This is a genomic window from Pseudarcicella hirudinis, assembly GCF_900115665.1.
Taxonomy (GTDB): domain Bacteria; phylum Bacteroidota; class Bacteroidia; order Cytophagales; family Spirosomataceae; genus Pseudarcicella; species Pseudarcicella hirudinis.
In genome coordinates this window covers 26284-48172 of the sequence record NZ_FOXH01000023.1, presented here as the reverse complement: position 1 = coordinate 48172, position 21889 = coordinate 26284, and the positions used below count along the sequence as shown (strand labels likewise).

Sequence of the window (21889 nt, the reverse complement as noted above, 5' to 3'; positions counted from 1 at the left end):
AACCGAATCTGAAACCCGGTTAAGATGAGTTTCAAATTCTATTAAAATCCGATGTTAACTCCCAAAATAAAGGTTTTTGCCTGTGGAGCCGAATAGAAGTCAATCCCTTGCGTTACGTTTGTTGAATAAGCATCTGAGTTTACTTCAGGATCCCAACCTTTGTATTTAGTGAAGGTAAAGACGTTCTGACCCGTCGCATAAATTCTTACTTTAGACAAATTCAGTTTTTTAATGATTGAAGCCGGTAAAGTATAGCCAATTGTTACATTTTTTAAACGGACATAACTTCCGTCAGATACGTATCTTGATGACTCAGCCGTTCCGTTCTGAGAGTCAAAACGTGCCTGAGGAACATTTGTGATATCTCCCGGTTTTCTCCATCTTGTCAGCTGATCTTTCGTCTGGTTATCCCAGTAATCTCCGTTGGCCGACATGAATTTACCTCCACCATTATAAATATCATTTCCGAAAACGCCCTGAAATGAGAACGATAAGTCAATTCCTTTATAGTTCATTGTGTTGGTAATACCTCCGATCCATTTCGGGTTTGGATTTCCGATTACTACATAGCTGGCATCGTTGATATCATTGGTTGTAGAACGGTCTCTGCCCGTCACATTTCCATTTGCATCTTTGACTTCAGTATTTTTGTAGTAAAGAGCATCTCCGTTTTTAGGATCAACCCCTGCATACTCCGGACCGTAGAAAACACCTATCGACTGACCTTCCACAGCACGGCTTAAGAAGCTGCCAGAAATTACCTGTCCCTGCAAATCAGTGATTTTGTTCTTATTTGTTGCAATATTAAAGCTGGTCGTCCAGTTGAAAGCGCCAACGATATTGCGGGTATTCAATACAAATTCAAACCCTTTATTCTCCAGTTTACCAGTGTTACGTAACTGTGTTTTGAAACCCGTTGTGCCGGGAACATTTACGTTCAGCAATAAATCAGTAGTATTTTTTGAATAAACATCAATCTCACCTGAAATTCTGTCTTTCAGCAAACCAAATTCAATACCTAGATCAGCTTGTGCGGTGGTTTCCCATTTAAGATCAGGGTTGGCAATCTGAGAAGGTCTTTGACCCGGAACACCAGCATAACCTGCATCTCCGCTAAACAAAGCCGCTGATTTGAAGTTTTGAATTTCAGCATTACCGGTTAAACCATAACTTGCTCTCAATTTCAGGAAGCTCAGCGTATGCTGATCTTTCATAAAGTTTTCTTCTGAAACTACCCAACCGGCAGAAGCAGCAGGGAAAAATCCGTAACGGCTGTTTGCTCCAAAACGGGAAGAACCATCAACTCTTCCGCTCAAAGACAATAAATAACGATTATCCAATTTATAATTTACCCTAGCAAAATAAGAAAGAAATGCAAAGGCTGTTTCCTCAGAAGTTCCATCCGTTTTCTGTGCAGCAGCAATAATCTGCTTGTAGCTACTCGAAGGGAATGCTTTTCCTTCTACATAAGTCACATCACGTTTCGACTCCTGATAACTCATACCTAAAGTCGCATCAACTGCATGTTTCTCTGCAAAAGTTTTATTGTAATTAAAGAAGTTATTGGTATTGTAGTTAAAAATCTGAACAAAACGGTTATCTCCTACCCCGTTTGGAGAAGTTGAATTATTACGCTTCGTTTCTGTACCATAATACGTTTCTTCATTCTGGATCAAAAGATCATATCCGTATTCTGTTCTGAAAGATAAGCCATCCAGAATTTTATATTTCCCGAACACATTACCAATGCTTCGGTAAACCGTTGTTACATTAGATGAATAATCAACATTTATCAAAGGGTTGTAATATTGAGTTACGTTTGCTCCATCATAAGTATCAGTAGGTATGCCTGTTCTAGGATCAATTACCGGAGAGAGTGGTGCCAAAGCAACAATCTGCATTGGGGTAGAGAAGGCATTATCATTTGACAAACGGTTATTGGTAGTTTTAGCCAAACTGAAGTTTACCCCCAGAGATATTTTTTCTGTCGCTTTATGTTCAAGGTTCAAACGGCCGGAGATTCTCTCAAAACTGTTTTTGATCAGAATACCGTTGGTTTTGTTATAACCTCCTGAAGCATAAAATATCGTCTTGTCATTTCCTCCTCTTACATTCAGGTCAAGCTGTTTCACATCTCCCTGTACCAAAACCTGATCTTCCCAGTTAGTACTTGTATATTTCGGAGAAGCCGGGTTTTCCCATCTTTCTCTCTCTCCTACTGCGTAACGGGTAAAACGACTTTCACCACCTGACAGACTAAGTCCGGCATTAGCTCTTGCTTCTTTAAATAATTCAACATATTCAGCAGTATTCAACCAATCTCTGTGTCCGGTTGCATTACTGATACCTGTATAGTAATTAAGCTCGAAATTTGTTTTACCAACTTTTCCCTGTTTCGTTGTAATTAAAACTACCCCGTTCGATGCTCTCGCTCCATAAATTGCTGCCGCAGAAGCATCTTTTAGCACTTCAACCGACTCCACATCGTTAAAGTTAATATCAGCAAGCGGGTTTGTCGGAGAAGAAGTATTCGATTGGCTGTCTGTAATAATCGGGATACCATCCACTACATATAATGGCTGATTTCCGGCTGTTACAGAAGAAGAACCACGGATACGCATTTTGATACCCTGACCTAATTTTCCATTTCCTGCTTCAATAAATACCCCGGCAGCTTTACCCTGAATAGATTGTTCGATAGAGTTTACAGGAACATTCTGAATGTCTTTTGATGAGACCTTGGCAATATTTCCGGTTAAAGAAGACTTTTGAACCGTTCCATAACCGACTACAACCACTTCGTTCAGCGATTGGCTGTCATCTTCCAGCGAAATATTCAGTTTGTTTTTCACGCCGACGACTACGCTTTCAGTTTTAAAACCAACAAAACTAAAGGTCAGAACAGACTCCGAAGAAGGCACTAAAATTGAATACTGTCCGATAGCATCCGTTTGAGTACCCCTGGTTGAACCCTTTAACGTAATCGAAACGCCCGGCAAGGGAGAACCGTCTGATGAAGATGTTACTTTCCCTGTCACTCTTCTATCCTGAGCCATTACAGAGGCTCCCATAGAAATAATGAAAAGAAAACTCAATAGAAGAATTTTTCTCATAAAGAAGATTAGTTTGATGAATGAATAGAATATTAGATGAATGAATAGAATATTAATTGACTTTTAACAAAGTTGTAAATTAGTACTTTTATGCTTTAAAAAAACACATATACGCTGAAAAAGTCAAACAAAATTGAAATTTATGTCGAAAAAAAGTGATTCCATTGTAAAAACTATGTAAAATTTCTGAATTAAGAATTTATGCCAAAACTGCTTAATTTCTCTGTTTTTGCGGTTTTAAAGGCCATTTAACCGAAAACTTTCTCCGGATATTCACTAAATATGACTGCTTTGAAAAAAATAATCCCCGACAGAAAAATTAATCTGACGGGGACTTATATACTTTGAATAAAATAGTATTTTTTTGGATTAAATCAATACGATTTCGTCGGCATTAGCCACCTCAAAATTTTGTGTTTTCAGGTTCGCCAGTAGTTCTTCTGAAGAAACTTTTGCTCTGGCAATTCCAATAATATTCTGTTCCTGATCCAATACTTCGAAAACCTCTCCTTTCTCAAATTCCCCGGGAATACTCTTTACTCCTACAGCTAAAAGGCTTTTCCTGTTGAACAAAGCATTTACGGCTCCGGCATCCACGCTGACTTTCCCTACAATCAGACTTCCCGAACCCAGCCATTTTTGTCTGGCGTTCAAATTCGCCTCCTGAGCCGAAAATACGGTTCCGGATCTTTCATTCAACGCTTCAATAATACCATTCTGAACCTTCAGCCCAAATATGACAACTTTTATGCCCATACGGGTAGCTAACCTGGTAAATGTCAGTTTGGATAACATCCCTCCCAATCCTAAGGCCGATTTATCAGTATCAACAAAACCCATAATCTCCTGATTAATTTCAGAAACCTGACTGATAATCTGACCATTATCATCAAGCAGTCCGCCGACAGAAGTACAAAGCAGAAGTGCTGAAGCGCCGAAACCCGCCGCAATTAAAGTAGCCAGTTCGTCGTTATCCGAAAACTTCAGTTCAAGATTACTTACTACGTCATTTTCATTGGCAATCGGAATAATCCCGTTTTTCCACAATTCCTGATACGTTTCCTTTAACTGCAAGAACTGGTCTCTGTTGGCAAAATGATGACGCTCGCAAAGACTTTGCGCAATAGGGATCCCGAATTCAGAGAAATATTGGGTATATTTTGCCAAAAGCAATGGATTTCCGATAGCTGCTGCTGCTTTCCGCTCAGTGATTGTTCCTTTATAATTATTTAAAAAGCCTTTCCCGGCTCCCACCGCTCCTGAAGACACAAGAACAATGTGATAATCAGCATGAATAACAGCAATCTGACGGACAATTTCTTTAATGATGGTCTCATTCAACTCACCCGTTTTATGAGTAATTGATGCTGTTCCGAACTTTATAACCAATATTGGCTTGGACATTTTTTTAAGAATTTCTTGGTTAAACCGGCACAAATATAGACAAGAAGGGCTAATGGAACAAAGTAAATCCCCGGGCAGAGCCGTCATTGTTCAGCAGCATGAAAAATCTCTTTAAAATGCCGGAGAGAATTAATTCAGGAAAGGAAGGGGATTGTCTGCCAGATTTTCTGAATTATCCAGCCTGAAAATGCTGTTCTTATCAAGGGCTTTTTTCAGCAATTTCATGTATTCGGTTCTGGGGATCTCAATTGCTCCGAAACGACGGACATTATCGTTAATAAATTGAGTATCCAGCAACATAAAACCCTGCGTTCTTAAAATCCCGATCAGGTAATGAAAAGCTACTTTAGAGGCATTCGGAACCGTGTAGAACATAGACTCTCCAAAAAAAGCAGAGCCAATAGAGACGCCGTAAAGTCCTCCTGCCAGCCGGCCATCCTTATAGGCTTCAACTGAGAAAGCCAAGCCCATTTTCCGGAGTTCACAATAAGCCTCTATAATTTCATCTGATATCCAGGTACTGTCATCATCATCCCTCGGTGCAGCACAACTTCTCATAACCCCCTCAAAGTCGGCATTGATCTTTATTTCAAAAATATTTTTATTCAGAACAGGCTTCAGGGATTTGTGCGATTTATAGGTGTCAATAGGAATTATTGCCCTGGGATCAGGCGAATACCAATATAAAGTTCCATCAGTATCTGCCATTGGAAAAATCCCATTTATATATCCGTAAATCAAATCGTCCGCTGATAATTTATCCATCTTTTGAGACCTTTTCTAATTAAAATACTATTTAATCCAATCCGGTGGCAGGCCCTGTTCTGCCTGAATTATCTCTGATAAATCCTGATAAGAATTAAACGCCCGGATTACAAGTTTTGTATTTTTATGTTTTTAACAAAGTTTTCTTTCAAAAAAATAAAGGTCATTGATATCGCAAAAAAATACAATCCAAAATACAAATAATTGAAAATAAGAACATTGGAACTCTTTGATTTAAAAAAATGTATATTAAATATCTGTTTTAGAAAAAAAAGTCTTGCAAAAGAAGATTGTTTTCACTAAACTTTGCATGATTTTTAAAACAATTCCTTTACAAAAGCGTCTCAAGGCTGTAGTGAATCTTAAAATCAGATAACTATCAGGTATTAAAATGAACTTCAAAGTAAGACATATTAACGTCCCCTTAAGTACTACGCCAAACCGTAGGCGCCTTTTCTTTTATAGGGTCTGATCACCCTAGCATCTCTCTGTTTGCCTATGTGGCAGACCTTTCCATCTTGAACCATTTTTTTGTAATTTATTGAACCGTAGCGGGTTATCGCTATACTTTACTTCAATGGAATATACTGTTCAGGTTGCTACCCATGAACATCGCCATTTGGCAGATTCAATCTGTCTTGAAATGGAAGAATCAGCTAAAGCTCGTGGCACTGGTATTGCAAAACGCTCCCCTGATTATATTAAAGCTAAAATGCTTGAAGGCAAAGCTATTATTGCCCTTGATTCAGCAGGAGAATTTGTTGGATTTTGTTACATCGAGACATGGGAACATGGGAAATTTGTAGCAAACTCAGGTTTGATTGTTAAACCTGAATGGAGAAAATTCGGAGTAGCCAAGGCTGTAAAAGCCAAAGCATTCGAATTATCCCGTTCAAAATTCCCTGATGCCAAAATAATTGGTATCACTACCTCTCTGGCTGTAATGAAAATCAATTCAGACCTGGGATATGAACCGACAACTTTTAGTGAACTTCCGGTAGATGATGCTTTCTGGAAAGGTTGTAAATCCTGTGTAAACTATGACGTTCTGACCCGTACAGACCGTAAGCATTGCCTATGCACAGGCATGATGTATGACCCTGCCGTGAAAGAGAAAAAGCCTGAAGAAAAATGGAATTTCCTGAAAGATTCAAAGGTTTTAGAACGCCTTAAAAGCATCAAAGAAAAAATGTTTCTGAAGATGGAAGGCAGAATGAAAGAACGTAAAATAAAAAGAGAACTTGTTTAATTGATAATTGATAGTAAACCGAATAATTTAAAAATGAGTAAGCAAAAAGTTGTTTTAGCGTTCAGTGGCGGACTGGACACCTCCTATTGTGTAAAGTATCTGACTGAAGAACGTGGAATGGAAGTACATTCAGCATTGGTAGATACCGGTGGGTTTTCAGCTGAAGAATTAAAAACTATTGAACAGAAAGCCTACAGCTTAGGAGTTGCGAGTCATGTTACACTTGATGTCGTTAATCACTATTATGAAAGCTGTTTGAAATATTTAGTATTTGGAAACGTCCTTAAAAACAATACTTATCCATTATCCGTATCAGCTGAAAGAGTTTTTCAGGCCACCGCTGTAGCCGAATATGCTAAGAAAATCGGTGCAAAGGCTATCGCTCACGGAAGTACAGGTGCAGGAAACGATCAGGTTCGCTTTGACGTAGTTTTCAGAATCATCATCCCGGAATGTGAAGTAATTACACCAATCCGTGACATGCGTCTTTCAAGAGAAGCCGAAATTGAATATCTTAAATCAAAAGGTGTTGTTCAGGAATGGCATAAAGCCGCATATTCTATCAATAAAGGTCTTTGGGGTACTTCTGTAGGAGGTAAGGAAACATTAACTTCCGGCGGTTATCTGCCAGAAGAAGCCTGGCCAACTCAGGTTACTAAAACAACTCCTGAAAATATAAAATTATATTTCGAAAAAGGTGAGTTAAAAGGAATCAATGACAAAGTCTTTGAAAATCCTGTAGATGCTATCAGAGAACTGACTGAAATTGCAGCTCCTTTCGGAATCGGTCGTGATATTCACGTCGGAGATACAATTATCGGGATTAAAGGCCGTGTAGGTTTCGAAGCTCCGGCACCATTGATTATCATAAAAGCTCATCATACCTTAGAGAAACACGTTCTGACCAAGCAGCAAATGTACTGGAAACAGAACATTTCTGAAATGTACGGAACACTTCTTCATGAAGGACAGTTTCTCGAACCGGTAATGCGAAACTTTGAAAACTTTCTTGGGGATATTCAGGAAAACGTTACAGGAACGGTTGAGGCGCATCTTGCTCCTTACAGGTTCCATATTATAGGTATTGAGTCTAAATTCGATCTGATGTCTTCTGTTTTCGGTTCTTATGGCGAAATGAACAATGCATGGTCGGGAGATGATGTAAGAGGTTTCTCTAAAATTGTTTCTAACCAAACCATGATTCATCGTAAGGTTACTGATCTGGCAACTAACTAGTCAGAATCCGGAAAATTTTAATGCAAAATTATCGTTAATCCGAGTCTGTTTTCATTAAACTTTTATCCTGATTCATCATCATAACATTAAGATTGGTCTCTTTCGGCTTTAACAACAAACCAAGTCCAATAGACTTGGTTTGTTGTTAATAGATGTTTCCCTTCTTAGAAAAATGCTCTAATAAATATGAAAATTGGAATAATCGGAGGAGCCGGATATACAGGAGGCGAGCTTTTAAGAATTCTCATCCACCATCCGGAAGCTGAAATTGCATTTGTAAATTCAAAATCTCAGGCAGGAAAACCTGTTTTTAATACACATTCAGACCTGCTGGGCGATACAGATCTGGTTTTTACAGAAGAACCTAACACAGAAGCAGATGTTATATTTCTCTGCTCTGGTCATGGAGAATCTAAAAAATTCCTGGAAGCAAATCCTGCATTTAATGAGGTAAAAATCATTGACCTGAGTACTGATTTCAGAGATGAGTCTGAGGGTTTTGTATATGGCTTGCCTGAATTGCAGAGAGAAAAGATAAAGACAGCTCAAAAAATTGCAAATCCGGGCTGCTTTGCTACTTCAATAGAACTGGCTCTTTTGCCTCTGGCTTCAGCTCAGCTGTTAAAAGATGAAGTACATGTTTCCGCAGTAACGGGCTCTACCGGAGCCGGACAGTCCTTATCATCTACCAGCCATTTCTCCTGGAGGAATAATAATATGAGTATTTATAAGGCATTTACCCATCAGCATTTGAAAGAAATCAAAATGAGTCTGTCTGCCTTACAGCATTCATTTTCAGAGGCTATTCAATTCATTCCATACCGGGGCAATTTCACCCGTGGAATTATGGCAAATGTTTACACAAAGTTTGAAGGAACTCTGGAAGACGCTCAAAGGTTGTATAAGAATTATTACGCGTCGCATCCATTTACGCATATAAGTGATTCCCCGATTGATCTCAAACAGGTGGTTAATACCAATAAATGCCTGATTCATCTGGAAGTTCACGATGGTAATTTACTCATAACCAGTATCATAGACAATCTAACCAAAGGTGCATCCGGTCAGGCAGTTCAAAACCTGAATCTGTTGTTCGGATTGCCGGAAAAAACAGGCCTTCATTTAAAATCAGTTGGATTTTAGAGGTTCTGTTTTACAACTACCATATCATGAAAAATTTAATCTTTACTTTTTTCCTTTTAGTATTAACCGTCAAAGTTTCTCAGGCACAAGAAAAAGAATCTTATAGCAGAAAAGGGGAATATTTTGTTTATTGGGGATACAACCGTTCTTTTTCTTACTCAGAGTCTGACATTCGTTTCAGAGGAATTGGTTACGATTTTACCTTGTATAAAGCGGTAGCAGCTGATGCTCCTACTCCGATTCAGGATATTGGTACTTATTTAAATCCGGGTTTACTAAGTATTCCGCAATTCAATTTCAGGGCCGGTTATTTCTTCAATGATCACTGGTGTTTATCATTAGGCTGGGATCATATGAAATATGTGGTTCAGGATTGGCAGAAAGTAGCTATTTCCGGACATATTTCGCCACAGGTATCTGATCCTGCTATTACTGTTGACCCTAAATATGTAGGAGATTTCACGAAAGAGGCAAATACCGTTGTCCTGGATCCTGATCATTTCCTGCACCTCGAACATACAGATGGCTTTAACTATGCTGCGCTTGAGCTTGACAGGTACGACCGTCTCTGGACTGCCAAAAACAAAAAGCTAAGTCTCGACTGGTTAGCAGGTATGGGTGCCGGCGCAATGGTACCGAGGAGTGATGTCCATCTTTTCGGAGTAGGTGCTAATCACTTCTGGAATGTTTCCGGATACGGTTTCTCAGCAAAAGCAGGTTTGAGATTTGATTTTTCAAAACGCCTGTTTTTTCAAACAGATGTTAAATATGGTTTTTCCAGGCTTAACAATATCCCGACCACAGGAAGAGATACTGACTATGCGCAACAAAGTATCTGGTGGGGAGAATTTTACGGTGTACTCGGGTATAAATTCGGAAGGCATCGCAAGAATAAATAGATTCCCCGCTTTCAACGAGCGCCAACAATAAATACATTTCTGAATTTCAACAGCTAAGTCCGGAGTTTTCTGAGACTGGTGACAAACATATATAAAATCATGAACCTTTTTAATGTATATCCCTTGTATGATATTGAGCCTGTAAAAGCCAAAGGAAGCTATTTATGGGACAAAAACGGTGTTGAGTATTTAGATTTGTACGGAGGACATGCCGTAATCTCTATTGGCCATTCGCATCCGTATTATGTTGAAAAACTGACTAATCAATTACAAAATATCGGATTTTATTCTAATTCCGTAAAAATACCGCTTCAGCAGGAACTGGCTGAAAAATTAGGTAAACTTTCAGGATATGAAGATTATGCACTTTTTCTGACAAATTCAGGTGCTGAATCTAATGAAAATGCCTTAAAACTTGCTTCTTTCCACAATGGCAGAAAAAAAGTAATTGCATTTTCTCAAAGCTTTCACGGAAGAACATCCGGTGCGGTAGCCATAACTGATAACAAGTCTATTGTTGCACCGATTAACTATTCTGAACATGTTACTTTCATTCCTTTCAATGACATTGAGGCGTTAAAGGAAAATATTTCAGAAGAAACCTGCGCTGTAATTGTTGAAGGAATTCAAGGAGTTGGCGGAATTAAAGTCACTTCTGAAGAATTTCTGAAAGCGGCAAGAGAACTTTGTGATCAAACCGGAGCTGTCTTAATTCTTGATTCTGTGCAGTGTGGTTACGGTCGTTCGGGAAAATTCTTCTCACATCAGTATGCAGGAATCAATCCGGATATTATGACTACTGCCAAAGGCATGGGAAATGGATTTCCGATTGGTGGTGTATTGATTTCACCAAAATTCAAGGCATCGTTCGGGCTTTTGGGAACAACTTTCGGAGGAAATCATCTGGCATGTGCTGCTGCTGTAGCAGTACTTGACGTAATGAAGGAAGAAAACCTGATTGAAAATGCCTCAGTTACCGGAGATTATTTAATGTCTAATCTCGCTCAGATTGAAGGCATTAAAGAATTAAGAGGAAAAGGGCTAATGATTGGAATTGAGTTTGAAAGACCCGTAGATAAAATCAGAGATGCTCTTCTTTTTGAGCATAACATTTTCTGTGGTTATGCCGGAAAACACACTTTAAGACTCTTGCCGAGTCTTGCATTAGGCAAAGCAGAATGTGACAGATTTCTGGAAGCACTTTCCCTGGTAATAAAAGGTTAATTTTAAAAATTTAAAAAGGGAAGAGTGGTTCTTATTTGAAATCCATTCTCCCCTTTTTGAATACACCCGGATTATTCATCCTTATCATCCTCAACAATTTTTTTGAATAAATTACTCCAGGCTTTATTGTGGCTTTTAAGCACTTCTTTGGAGGGATTATTCTCTGAATTCCAGGATATTTTAAGTTTTTCGTATCTTTTCCTGTTTATTTCGCTTTTGCTCAGCCAATCCTGCAAAGAAGATTCTTCTTCTGCAGAAGTACCGCCCTTAAAGTGCTTCACTAATAAAATATAGTCAACAATAATCATTTTATTGGACTGGCCAATCAGCTCTGATTTGAATTATTTTCGTTTAAAAAAAACTTAACTTTCTATGTATTAAACTGATAAATGTATAAAAAGTCACTAAACATTCAAGAAAATACCTTATAAGAGTTTTACTACCTGTATTGTGCAGTTTAAAAAGTATCTGCAGTTACAGTTATAACAAAATAAAATAGTAAAATAATCCTATTTGTTTTATTCTTATCTGAATGACTGAAACTGAGCGTTTTATTTCTGTTTTCTGTTATTCTGCAAAAATAGCATCAGGACAGCATTTTAGCCTGAATCCTGACCTGACAGATACTTAAGAATTATTAATTTTAAGCTTTTTTAGTATAAATGATCTCATCAAGTTGATGTATGATTTTGATATTAAGCAGGAATGTAATTATTTTGCGTTTCTTTTGAATGGGAAATCAAACATGATGCATTCAGAAATTTAAGAAAGGCGCAAAAGAACTTTTTAAGGAAACATAATCAGATTTTTAGGCATAGATCGCATTTGCTTTTAAAACTACAATACCATTAAAATGTTTCCGATATTTAACAAATAGAAAAAATTACATAACGATTTTAAAAACCAAATGGCTTTAATTACCAAAATCAGAGAAAAATCAGGAATAGCGGCGGCGGCAATCGCCTTCAGTTTGGTTCTCTTCCTAGTCGGAAGTGATATTTTTCAAGGACGTTCGACCTTATTCGGCGGAAATTCTCAAAAAATCGGTGAAATCGCAGGTGAAACAATTTTAGCTCCGGACTTCCAGAAGAAGTTTGAAGAAGCATCTGCTAATTATACTGCACAGGCTGGCCGTGGTCCGGGAGAACAGGAATCACCTTTATTACGTGATCAGGTCTGGAATCAAATGATTCTTGATATCGCTTACAAGAAAGAATTTGATGCACTTGGTCTTTCAGTTTCTCCGGAAGAATTGATTGATATGGTTCAGGGAAATAATATTCATCCTTCCGTTCGTCAGCAGTTTACCAATCCGCAAACCGGACAGTTTGACAAAAACTTCGTAATTCAGTTTTTGAAAAATCTTAAAACGATGCCGGTTCAGCAACAACAGGCCTGGGCTAATTTTGAGAAATCATTGGGTCAGGATCGTTTGAGATCAAAGTATGAAAACTTGTTGCGTCTTTCAACTTATACTACCAACATTGAGGCTCAGAAAGACTATACAGCTCAGACTTCAAAAGTTGATGTAAGATATTTGTACGTACCATTCTATTCAATTGCAGATTCCTCAATCAAAGTAACTGATGCGCAATTAGAAGAATACCTTAGCAGCCATAAGGATCAGTTTAAAGGAGAAAATACACGTTCTATTGAATATGTTACATTCCCTGTAATTCCTTCTAAAGCAGATACGGCTTCTTTCTATCAGCAAATCAAGAAACTGGCTAAAGATCTTGCCGTTTCTAAAAATGATTCAGCATTTGCAGTATTGAATTCAGATGTTCGTACTCCGTACTACTCTACACTTTCAGAATTACCTGAAGCTGTAAAAACATCGATCGCTACATTCCAGGTTGGTGGTATTTACGGACCATTCAAAAATGGGGGTTATTACTCTATTTACAAATATGGTGGTGTGAAAAAAGATTCCCTTTACACTGTTAAAGCAAGTCATATCCTTATTTCTCCTGCCAACAAAACTGATTCAGCAAAAGCCGAAGCACGTAAGAGAGCTCAGACTATTTTAGATCAGATAAAAGGCGGTGCTAATTTCGAGGTAATGGCCAGAACTAACAGCATGGACGGTTCTGCTCAGACAGGTGGTGACTTAGGATATTTCAAGAACAATGGTTCTATGGTAAAGCCTTTCGAACAGGCTGTTTTCGGATTCTCAGGTTCAGGATTAATTCCAACCTTGGTTGAAACAGACTTCGGATTCCATATCATTAAAGTTACTGAGCCGAAAACAAATACTAAATATAAGTTGGCTGCAATTAACAAAGGCATCGTTCCAAGTCAGTCTACTATGGATGAAGCTTTCCGTAAAGCAGATGAATTTGCAAATGCCAATGGAACTAAAGCAGCTTTTGATGCTTCTTTGAAGAAAGATAAGTCTTTGATTATGCTTCGTGCTAACCGTATCAGTGAAAACTCTCAAGGATTTAACAACTTGCAGGCTGCCCGTGAAATTGTAAGATGGGCATTTGACAAGGAAACAAGTGTTGGAGATGCTTCGAAAAAAGTGTTTGAAGTTGATAACCAGTATATCGTAGCAGTTCTTACCGGTAAAACTGATAAGGATAATGTGAAAATTGATGATTATCGTGATGAATTAACAGCAAAAGTAAGAGCTGATCTGAAAGCGGAACAAATCATCAAAAAACTGGATGGTATTTCAGGAAACTTAGAACAGATTGCTCAGAAATATGGTGCTGGTGCCTTAGTTGAAACTGCTAATGACATTACACTTGCTCAGGGTGTTTTAAACAGCGCCGGCGCTGATCCTACAGCCTTAGGAAAAGCATTCGGATTGAAAGCTGGTCAGAAGAGCAAGCCTTTCAAAGGTGAAGCAGGTATCTTTGTGATGGAAACTATCAAATCAATTCCAGCTCCGGCTTTAGCTGATTTGTCAACTTACAAAAATACAGCCCGTTTAATGGCAGCTCAGAGAACTTCTTTCTATATCAACGAAGCAATCAAAGAAAAAGCTAAAATTGTTGATAACAGAGCTAAATTCTATTAGACCGTTATCAAAGACGATATTATTCAAAAGTTTCTTTCCTCTAAAAGATTCGATGAATTAAAGAAAAGCATTCCTTCGGGGATGCTTTTCTTTTTGTAGCTTTGTACATAAAATCAGCGCAATGCATTACAAATGCTGCTCTTAATTTTAAGTCGTAATTAAAAGCATAAAATAGATTTCAGATTTATTTCTTCATGCTGTTTACGATAATTGCGTAATGATTCGTTTATGAATAATAGCATTTTGTCTAACCTGGTTTCCTGTACAATAATTGCATTTTGATCGAATGAAAAATAAACTCCTGACCTTTCTGATTGTTCTTCTGGCAATTGCCGGATTCAATTTGCTGGCCAAACGATTTTTTTTTAGAATTGATTTAACCGAAGAAAAACGTTATACTATTTCCAAAGCAACACAAAACCTTCTGGAAAACCTGGACGATGAGGTTTATGTAAAAGTCTATCTTACCGGAAAGTCTATTCCCGGTGGATTTAAAAGACTCGAAAATGCTGTTCAGGAAACCCTGGAAGAATTTCAGATTCATGCCGGGTCAAAAATCAAATACCGTTTCGTAGATCTGTATGATGAGGTAAAAGACGAGAAGAAAAGAAACAAAATCTTTATAGAACTGGCTCAGAAGGGCATCCCTCCTACCAATGTTCTCGACAAAGAAAACGGACATCAGGTTCAAACATTAATTGCGCCCGGGGCACTGATTACTTACAAAGACAAAGAAGTAGCCGTTTTGCTGCTTAAAGGGAATAAACTGGCAAGTCCTCAGGAAATACTCAATCAATCTTACGAGGGAGTTGAATATCAGCTTGCTTCAGCAATAAAACAGTTAACCTTACAGGAAAAGAAAAAAATCGGATTCTTTATAAATTACAGCCACCTGCCTGCGGTTAATCAGTTAAGTCTTATCGGTTCCCTCAAGAAATTCTATGAGCTCTATCCGGTTGATCTCCGAAACTCCCCTACACTTGATGGCTTAGATGCCATTTTCGTCTTAAAACCTGATACTCCGTTCTCAGATAATGATAAATACAAAATTGATCAGTTTATCATGAATGGCGGAAAAGCATTATTCTTCATGAATTCAGTAAAAATTGACACAGTGGCAAGAGAAGGCAATCTCGCGCAGCCGTTGAGTGTTAATCTTGAAGATATGTTATTTAAATACGGAGTGCGGCTTAATTTTAATCTGATCAAAGACGCTCAGATGTGTGCTGCTATTCCGATGGATGTAGGGAATTTTGGAAACCGTAATAATATTCAAATGGTGCCCTGGGTATATTTTCCATTAATAAACACTTTCGGTAACTCTCCGATTGTAAGAAATCTTGATGCCATTTATACTAAGTATGTCGGAAGTATAGACAGTGTTAAAGCTCCCGGAATCACCAAAACTCCTTTACTTATGACCTCAGCTTACACGCAGGTTATAAATGCTCCTGCTACGCTTAGTTATGACATTGCAGGAAAAGAAATTAATCCTGCCCAATATAATGCCGGTTCTAAAACCATTGCTTACCTGCTCGAAGGAAGTTTTCAGTCTTTATTTCTTAACAGGATTTTGTCGGATGATCCGAGAGCAAAGACTTTTCAGCATAAAGGTAAATCCACAAAGATAATTGTATGTTCCGACGGCAATATCCCTACAAATGATTTCGATATTCAGAAGAATACGCCGCTTCCTGTAGGTTTTGATAAATTTTCCGGGAATACTTTTGCCAATAAAGATTTCATTCTCAACGCCATTGACTATCTTTTGGATGAAAATGGTGTAATTTCTGCCAGAAATAAAGAAGTAACTTTACGTCCGCTCGATAAGGCTCTCTTACAAACTGACAGAACCAAATGGCAGATTATCAATCTGGTTATTCCTATAGGATTAATCATTTTGCTTGGTCTTATTCACAATTTCATCAGAAAAAGGAAATTTGAAATGTCATGAAAACATTAATCTTCCAAATCGTTGATTGCTAAACTTGTAGTTTTGCGGGGATTTTGATAATTTTAACTTTTATTTCAACTACAGAGATGATCGCATTTGCGTAAATTTTTAATAAATGTAGCATCATAACAACATACAAACCACATGAAATTTGTCGTCTCATCTTCAGTCTTATTAAAACAGCTTTCGGCAGTAAATGGGGTTATTGCCAATAATCCGATTATGCCTATTTTGGAAAACTTTTTGTTCCAGCTGGACCAAAATCAGTTAACCGTAACTGCTTCTGATTCTCAGACAGTTATGATTACTACTTTGGAAGTTGAATCAAATGAAAGTGGCGCAATCGCAGTTCCGGCCCGTTTGTTGTTAGACACCTTAAGAGGGTTACCGGAGCAGCCTATTACCTTCAAAGTAGATAGCGAAACTTTCGGTACTGAGATTATCTCAGAGAATGGACGATACAAGCTTTCAGGTGAAAATTCTATCGATTTCCCTAAAGTTCCTCAGGTTGCAAAAAGCCTTTCGGTACAATTACCTGCTGACGTTCTGGCTTCAGCGATCGGTAATACTATTTTCGCCGTATCCAATGATGATTTACGTCCTGCAATGACAGGAGTTTATGTGCAATTATCGGCAGAATACACCAATTTTGTAGCAACAGACGGCCACAGGCTGATCAGATACAGACGTTCAGATGTGAAATCTGATTATGAATCAACCATGATTATCCCGAGAAAAGCCCTGAATCTGCTGAAATCATCATTACCATCTGACGATACTACTGTAACGGCTGATTTCAGTCAATCCAATGCTTTTTTCAGTTTCAATAACATCAGAATGATTTGTCGTCTGATTGATGAGAGATTCCCTGATTATGAGAACGCAATTCCTCAGAACAATCCGAATGTGATGACTATAAACCGTATGGAATTATTGAGTTCATTACGTCGTATTTCTATTTACTCAAATAAAACTACTCATCAGATCCGTTTAAAGTTATCGACCAATGAACTGATTATTTCAGCAGAGGATTTAGATTACTCAAACGAGGCGAATGAGCGTTTGATTTGTGATTACGAAGGAGAAGAAATGGAAATCGGATTCAATGCTAAATTCCTTGTTGAAATGCTTGGAAATTTATCAGCGAGAATGATTTCATTGGAAATGTCTGTTCCAAACCGTGCTGGCCTGATTATTCCATCAGAGAAGGAAGAAAGTGAAGATATTTTAATGCTGGTTATGCCGGTAATGCTTAATTCTTACGCATAAGATTTAGTTTCTGATATTCTATAGAACGGGGTGGTGAACAAATTTACCACCCCGTTTGTTTTTAAATCTGTACTGCTTAACCCTGCCTTTTTAATAAATCTGTTGTTTGGAAAACTAAAAAGGTGGAAATTAACGTTTGTTTACATAAAGTCAAAAGTCAAACCAATATCAAAGAAAATGACCAAATTAAAACTTATTGCGGCACTCTTCATGTCACTTATTGTTACAACCGCTTTTGCCAACAACCCTATTAAAAAAACGGAAGGCTCTGAAGGAATCCTTTTCTTTAAAGGTACTTTCAAAGAAGCCCTTGCGAAAGCGAAGAAAGAGAATAAAAAAATCTTCATGGATTGCTACACTACCTGGTGTGGTCCCTGTAAAAAATTAAAGTCTTCTGTGTTCCCTGATAAAAATCTTGCAGCTTATATCAACCAGAATTATGTAAGTATTGCTGTTGATTATGAAAACGGAGAAGGTCCTGCAATCTCTCAGTTGTATCCTGTAGAAGGCTATCCGACATTATATTTCCTTGACTCAAATGGAAAAGTTAAGAAAACATTTGTTGGTTTGCCAAGTGGTGGTGCTTCTGAATTGCTTTCTTTTGCTCAGAAAATCAAATAATAAGATTATAGCTTCCTATAAAAAAAGACAGCCGGAGTGGCTGTCTTTTTTTATATCCTTAAGTTTTCTGCTTAATTCTCATCAAGCAATCCTTCGTCTTTCGCTTGTTTTTTATAATCATGTAGCTGAACTGGTTCCGGCTTGCTGTTCTTTTTCACTTTCATATTTAAAAACTCAACCAGCAGAGAGAATGCAATTGAGAAATATAAATACCCTTTAGGAACTGACCCGACATTAGAACCCAGGAATGAAACTTCAGCGTCATGAGCGGCCTCCGCAACCAGCATGAAGCCAATCATAATAAGAAATGCCAAACCAAGCATCTGAACTGACGGATGATCGTTCACAAACTTTCCAACCGGACCTGAAAAACCCATCATAATTATAATGGATAAAATCACAGCCAGAATCATTACAGGCAGGTTATGAGTTAATCCGATAGCGGTGAGGATTGAGTCAATTGAGAAGACAATATTAATTAAAGCAATCTGTAAAACTACTGCAGTAAGTTTATCTGAAGCAGAGCCTTTTTTAGGCTTGTCAACGTGATCTTCTTCGGTATTACCTTCAAGTTTATGGTGGATCTCAGAAGTAGCTTTATAAAGAAGAAATAACCCTCCTACAAAAAGAATCAGACTCTGTCCTGAAATTCCGGCCTTAAACCAACCCAGATCAACATGGGTAAAAGGTTCCTGCAGGGAAATAATAAAAGACAAACCGAATAATAAAACAACCCTGAAGATCATTGCCAGCAACAAACCAATATTGCGGGCTTTGGGTTGATCTTTGATAGCAAGCTTATTGGCTGCTATTGAAATGAAAATAATATTATCAATACCTAAGACGATTTCAAGGAATGTTAATGTTACTAAACTGATGAGTGCGTCTGCTGAAAATAATTGTTGTATCATTTATATATGGTTTAAGAATTTAATGAATCCGAATAAATAACAATGCTCACGTTTACCGGAAAACAGAGGAGGTTAATTTCTCGGAGTCTTTTTTACAAAAAAATCTATCTGTCCTGAAAATTAACAAGACTTTGCAAAACTATGATGATCCGGGAACAAATAAAATCCCATTAATTACAAATGGTCAGAATTAATGATAATATGACCTGAAAATTGATGAATCAATATTGAAAAATCGCTCAAAGCATTCTCTGTAAAAAAGATATTAATTGAATTAAAAAAAAATATCTATTTAACATACTGACAACAAAAGACTTACCTTTAATGTCTGACCTAAGTCAAGTTTTTTTCACAATACGTCTTGCACAATTAATTTTTATAGTGTAATTTTGCACCACGTTAAACGAAACGGTAATAATTAATTTGGTTTCATAGCTCAGCTGGTTCAGAGCACCTGCCTTACAAGCAGGGGGTCCTAGGTTCGAATCCTAGTGGGACCACCAAATTTTACTTCATTCGGTTTCATAGCTCAGCTGGTTCAGAGCACCTGCCTTACAAGCAGGGGGTCCTAGGTTCGAATCCTAGTGGGACCACACAAAAAAAGCCTTAAAGTATTGACTTTAAGGCTTTTTTATTTTTTCTCCAGCTGCTTTATTGTAGTTATTCTACATCTGTTTTCTTTATCCAACCTTCGATGGTTTTCGAGCCGTAGTATCGGATTTTTAGCCAATCGTCTTTGGTTTCTAAAATCTCCACTTCATCACCTTTGAGGAGGTACATATTAGTTCCTTTTGTTGGTGAACTGAAAATAAAGCTTTTGTCAATTTTGACCTTTGCATATTTTACCCCTAAAAATGTCTCCACCTTATACAATTCTTTTTTGTTTTCGAGCAAGGACTTTACTATATAATTGGGTATGTGTTGAATCTGCCTGTGATATTCATAGTTTCTACCATCGAAATTAAACAAGAAATAATTAGGCTTCCCATTCGACGGTGGCTCATAATCATCTGAACCTATACCATTAAAGCTTGCAAAACAACTAGGACTTGCTTGATCAAAATACTTTATGCTATCATTGGGGGCTTGGGGGTTGGGTCTATAAAAATACATCCGTTGCCCTATTTCTTCTAAATCTGATAACTTAACAATATTCTTGTTTTTGGGTGAAAAACCAATAATGTCAGGGCCTAGACTAAAAACAGATTTATCTTCTTTTTCAAAATATAAAGTCAATCTTTTAGAATTATGCAGAAAATCAATAGCAATAAAAGAAGTATCATTACTCCATTCAGGAGGAATAAACTGCCAAATCCCCTCAAAGTCCTTTAACTGTGAAGGCACATTAGTATCCTGTGCAAAAGTAAAGTTTGCTGTTGTTATCAACAGGATCAACCATAAATTATTTTTTAAGTGTTTCATATGCTTTATTGGTATATAATGTTCTGTTATCAATTCCGATTTCTTTACCATTTACAGCTCTTGTCACAGCTTTAATAGAATCCTTATTTACTTCATTGGCTTTTTCATTTGTATTTCCTGCTTTCCAAAAAGTTAGTGAGATAAGCATGGAGAAATCTAAATCGTTAGCAATGTTATCTAGGTTTTTGTCGCAAGCCGAACTTCGACACATAAAATCTTTGGTGCCAGTTCCATGAACTGCGTCCCACTTTGCCTGAACCATTTTTCTATAATTGGAATAACCTGTTATCTGCATAAATCCTCGTCCTCTGAATCTATACCCATCTCCTGAATTAATATTACCATTTCCAATATCGTTGCAGGCATATACCACATTAAAAAAGTCAGGATCACGTGGTAATTCATCTACCATGTTAGCTCTAACTATTTTGTTCATACCTTGCATAAAAGTTGTAGATGCATAACTACCACTATAACTACCTTCTGGTACGACTATATCTTCGTCGCAATATGGATAAGGACAACTTGCTCCATCGGCAGAATAACCCTCAAAAATTGAACAATATTTCAGCACTTTTTTACCATTATGTGTTCTGATTGTTCGTGTTTTATCGGCTGTTAAAATTCTTGAAGCTGAATAGGATTTCTCATCTAAGTTTTTCAACATGGTTTCCGCCCCAATCTGTCCTATAAAATGAGCCATTCGTTCAGGTGTTGTTAAACCATAGTCATCACTGTACTTATTAATTATACTTGCCACCTCATCACATCTGTCTTGTGGTGTATCCGGGAATATCTCATGTAATTGTGTGCCTGTAACCGGAAAGCTAGCTTGATGGTCTTCCTGGGTTTTATCCCCCAGATACCTCCAAACAGCCTCTATCTTCTTGTCCTTCTCTGCTTTATCCAATACATTTACATTCAATACTATATTGCTGGAATTGGTAGCACTGAAATCTATTCCTTCCTGGGTTTTCTCTTTGCTTAAGGCGTTGATTTCGGGGTTGTCTCCATAAAATCTGATCTGCAGGTTGTCTATACAAACTTCTCCTACTTTTACCTGTCCGGTAGCTCCTGCCGGATTGTTAAGTTTATGACTCACTTTGTTTTTTGATATATCTCTTTTGAGCAGCTCAAGATTGTATATCACACTTTGACAGTTGCCATCTCCTGTCAGATAATCCATCAATCCATCACAACCACATTTGATACTGCTTTTGGCTGCTGCTGTTTCTACTGCCAAATCTTCTGTTCTGTTTAGGATGTTACCTGCCAGAGAAGACGATTCCCCTAATTTGCAGATACTTACCAAAGCTTCAGGATATAACTGGCTTTTGGTGGAAGCATAAAATACCTCTTCTCTTAGCTCTGAATGATATCCTATTCCGTCACAGTCTGCTTCTGCCAGTAGCTTGTCTTTGTAGCTGTCTAAATCGTTGAGTATCGGGGCAATTTTAGCTAAGAATTTTGGGTTGGGGTTTTGTGTTTGTGTTGTGTTTTTAATACTCTCTATACCGCTTTTTATGGCCTTACAAATATTATTGTATTCCTGATAATCTTCCTTGTTGGGTTTTTCTCCTCTGGCTATTTTATCCAATAGTTCCTGAGCTTTGGCCTTCATTGCTTCCAGAGCCTCTCCAAACTTACCTGAATA

16 protein-coding genes and 2 tRNA genes are annotated in these 21889 nt (G+C 37.7%); 11 read left to right on the top strand and 7 right to left on the bottom strand.

All coding sequences use genetic code 11. The features are described from left to right. Window positions 1-41: 41 nt before the first annotated feature. The 3 genes from BM179_RS24600 to aat all read right to left on the bottom strand — a co-directional run bounded on the left by BM179_RS24600 (window position 42) and on the right by aat (window position 5282). Window positions 42-3113, bottom strand: a complete 3072-nt coding sequence (locus BM179_RS24600; RefSeq protein ID WP_092019806.1) for a SusC/RagA family TonB-linked outer membrane protein — start codon at window positions 3111-3113, stop codon at window positions 42-44. 369 nt (window positions 3114-3482) lie between these two features. Beyond that, window positions 3483-4517 (bottom strand): glutamate 5-kinase, encoded by a 1035-nt coding sequence (gene proB, locus BM179_RS24595; RefSeq protein WP_092019805.1) that lies wholly within the window; start codon window positions 4515-4517, stop codon window positions 3483-3485. Between the two features lie 129 nt (window positions 4518-4646). Next, on the bottom strand, window positions 4647-5282 hold the full coding sequence (gene aat / locus BM179_RS24590) for a leucyl/phenylalanyl-tRNA--protein transferase (RefSeq protein ID WP_092019804.1): 636 nt from the start codon (window positions 5280-5282) through the stop codon (window positions 4647-4649). A gap of 577 nt (window positions 5283-5859) precedes the next feature. Here aat and BM179_RS24585 point away from each other — a divergent pair. The 5 genes from BM179_RS24585 to BM179_RS24565 all read left to right on the top strand — a co-directional run bounded on the left by BM179_RS24585 (window position 5860) and on the right by BM179_RS24565 (window position 11033). Continuing rightward, window positions 5860-6531, top strand: coding sequence for a GNAT family N-acetyltransferase (locus tag BM179_RS24585; protein WP_092019803.1), 672 nt, complete (start codon window positions 5860-5862; stop codon window positions 6529-6531). A gap of 33 nt (window positions 6532-6564) precedes the next feature. Beyond that, window positions 6565-7767, top strand: a complete 1203-nt coding sequence (argG, locus tag BM179_RS24580; RefSeq protein ID WP_092019802.1) for an argininosuccinate synthase — start codon at window positions 6565-6567, stop codon at window positions 7765-7767. 186 nt (window positions 7768-7953) lie between these two features. Continuing rightward, window positions 7954-8910 (top strand): N-acetyl-gamma-glutamyl-phosphate reductase, encoded by a 957-nt coding sequence (gene argC / locus BM179_RS24575; RefSeq protein ID WP_092019801.1) that lies wholly within the window; start codon window positions 7954-7956, stop codon window positions 8908-8910. A gap of 26 nt (window positions 8911-8936) precedes the next feature. Beyond that, complete coding sequence (locus BM179_RS24570; protein ID WP_092019800.1) at window positions 8937-9809, top strand: hypothetical protein; 873 nt, start codon at window positions 8937-8939, stop codon at window positions 9807-9809. A gap of 96 nt (window positions 9810-9905) precedes the next feature. Continuing rightward, on the top strand, window positions 9906-11033 hold the full coding sequence (locus BM179_RS24565) for an aspartate aminotransferase family protein (RefSeq protein WP_092019843.1): 1128 nt from the start codon (window positions 9906-9908) through the stop codon (window positions 11031-11033). Window positions 11034-11104: 71 nt separating this feature from the next. Here the strand turns inward: BM179_RS24565 and BM179_RS24560 are convergent, their stop codons facing one another. Then, window positions 11105-11341, bottom strand: a complete 237-nt coding sequence (locus BM179_RS24560; protein ID WP_092019799.1) for a hypothetical protein — start codon at window positions 11339-11341, stop codon at window positions 11105-11107. A 599-nt stretch (window positions 11342-11940) separates the two neighbouring features. On the opposite strand from BM179_RS24560, the gene BM179_RS24555 reads away from it, so the two are divergent. From BM179_RS24555 to BM179_RS24540, 4 genes are all read left to right on the top strand, one after another. Continuing rightward, complete coding sequence (locus BM179_RS24555; protein WP_092019798.1) at window positions 11941-14058, top strand: peptidylprolyl isomerase; 2118 nt, start codon at window positions 11941-11943, stop codon at window positions 14056-14058. Between the two features lie 286 nt (window positions 14059-14344). Continuing rightward, complete coding sequence (gene gldG, locus BM179_RS24550; RefSeq protein ID WP_092019797.1) at window positions 14345-16012, top strand: gliding motility-associated ABC transporter substrate-binding protein GldG; 1668 nt, start codon at window positions 14345-14347, stop codon at window positions 16010-16012. 144 nt (window positions 16013-16156) lie between these two features. Continuing rightward, window positions 16157-17281, top strand: coding sequence for a DNA polymerase III subunit beta (dnaN, locus tag BM179_RS24545; RefSeq protein WP_092019796.1), 1125 nt, complete (start codon window positions 16157-16159; stop codon window positions 17279-17281). 177 nt (window positions 17282-17458) lie between these two features. Next, window positions 17459-17902: a thioredoxin family protein gene (locus BM179_RS24540; RefSeq protein ID WP_092019795.1), complete on the top strand. Its 444-nt coding sequence runs from the start codon at window positions 17459-17461 to the stop codon at window positions 17900-17902. 71 nt (window positions 17903-17973) lie between these two features. Here the strand turns inward: BM179_RS24540 and BM179_RS24535 are convergent, their stop codons facing one another. Next, the gene (locus tag BM179_RS24535) at window positions 17974-18810 is read right to left on the bottom strand and encodes a TerC family protein (RefSeq protein WP_092019842.1); all 837 of its coding nucleotides are present in this window, start codon (window positions 18808-18810) and stop codon (window positions 17974-17976) included. 428 nt (window positions 18811-19238) lie between these two features. On the opposite strand from BM179_RS24535, the gene BM179_RS24530 reads away from it, so the two are divergent. Together BM179_RS24530 and BM179_RS24525 are read left to right on the top strand one after the other, a co-directional pair. Next, window positions 19239-19316: transfer RNA gene (locus BM179_RS24530), tRNA-Val, on the top strand. 15 nt (window positions 19317-19331) lie between these two features. Beyond that, window positions 19332-19406: transfer RNA gene (locus BM179_RS24525), tRNA-Val, on the top strand. Between the two features lie 67 nt (window positions 19407-19473). Here BM179_RS24525 and BM179_RS24520 read toward each other — a convergent pair. Both BM179_RS24520 and BM179_RS24515 read right to left on the bottom strand, forming a co-directional pair. Next, window positions 19474-20235 (bottom strand): SH3 domain-containing protein, encoded by a 762-nt coding sequence (locus BM179_RS24520; protein ID WP_092019794.1) that lies wholly within the window; start codon window positions 20233-20235, stop codon window positions 19474-19476. Further along, a partial coding sequence (locus tag BM179_RS24515) for a glycoside hydrolase family 19 protein (protein ID WP_218159286.1) occupies window positions 20216-21889 on the bottom strand: 1674 nt, incomplete at its 5' end. The genes BM179_RS24515 and BM179_RS24520, both read right to left, overlap by 20 nt.

What these genes read in the sequence shown, in the direction of transcription:
- BM179_RS24555 (WP_092019798.1), top strand. Translation starts at nt 11,941, where the DNA reads ATGGCTTTAATTACCAAAATCAGAGAAAAATCAGGAATAGCGGCGGCG.
- BM179_RS24570 (WP_092019800.1), top strand. Translation starts at nt 8,937, where the DNA reads ATGAAAAATTTAATCTTTACTTTTTTCCTTTTAGTATTAACCGTCAAA.
- aat (WP_092019804.1), bottom strand. Translation starts at nt 5,282, where the DNA reads ATGGATAAATTATCAGCGGACGATTTGATTTACGGATATATAAATGGG.
- BM179_RS24520 (WP_092019794.1), bottom strand. Translation starts at nt 20,235, where the DNA reads ATGAAACACTTAAAAAATAATTTATGGTTGATCCTGTTGATAACAACA.
- proB (WP_092019805.1), bottom strand. Translation starts at nt 4,517, where the DNA reads ATGTCCAAGCCAATATTGGTTATAAAGTTCGGAACAGCATCAATTACT.
- dnaN (WP_092019796.1), top strand. Translation starts at nt 16,157, where the DNA reads ATGAAATTTGTCGTCTCATCTTCAGTCTTATTAAAACAGCTTTCGGCA.
- BM179_RS24560 (WP_092019799.1), bottom strand. Translation starts at nt 11,341, where the DNA reads ATGATTATTGTTGACTATATTTTATTAGTGAAGCACTTTAAGGGCGGT.
- BM179_RS24600 (WP_092019806.1), bottom strand. Translation starts at nt 3,113, where the DNA reads ATGAGAAAAATTCTTCTATTGAGTTTTCTTTTCATTATTTCTATGGGA.
- argG (WP_092019802.1), top strand. Translation starts at nt 6,565, where the DNA reads ATGAGTAAGCAAAAAGTTGTTTTAGCGTTCAGTGGCGGACTGGACACC.
- gldG (WP_092019797.1), top strand. Translation starts at nt 14,345, where the DNA reads ATGAAAAATAAACTCCTGACCTTTCTGATTGTTCTTCTGGCAATTGCC.
- argC (WP_092019801.1), top strand. Translation starts at nt 7,954, where the DNA reads ATGAAAATTGGAATAATCGGAGGAGCCGGATATACAGGAGGCGAGCTT.
- BM179_RS24585 (WP_092019803.1), top strand. Translation starts at nt 5,860, where the DNA reads ATGGAATATACTGTTCAGGTTGCTACCCATGAACATCGCCATTTGGCA.
- BM179_RS24540 (WP_092019795.1), top strand. Translation starts at nt 17,459, where the DNA reads ATGACCAAATTAAAACTTATTGCGGCACTCTTCATGTCACTTATTGTT.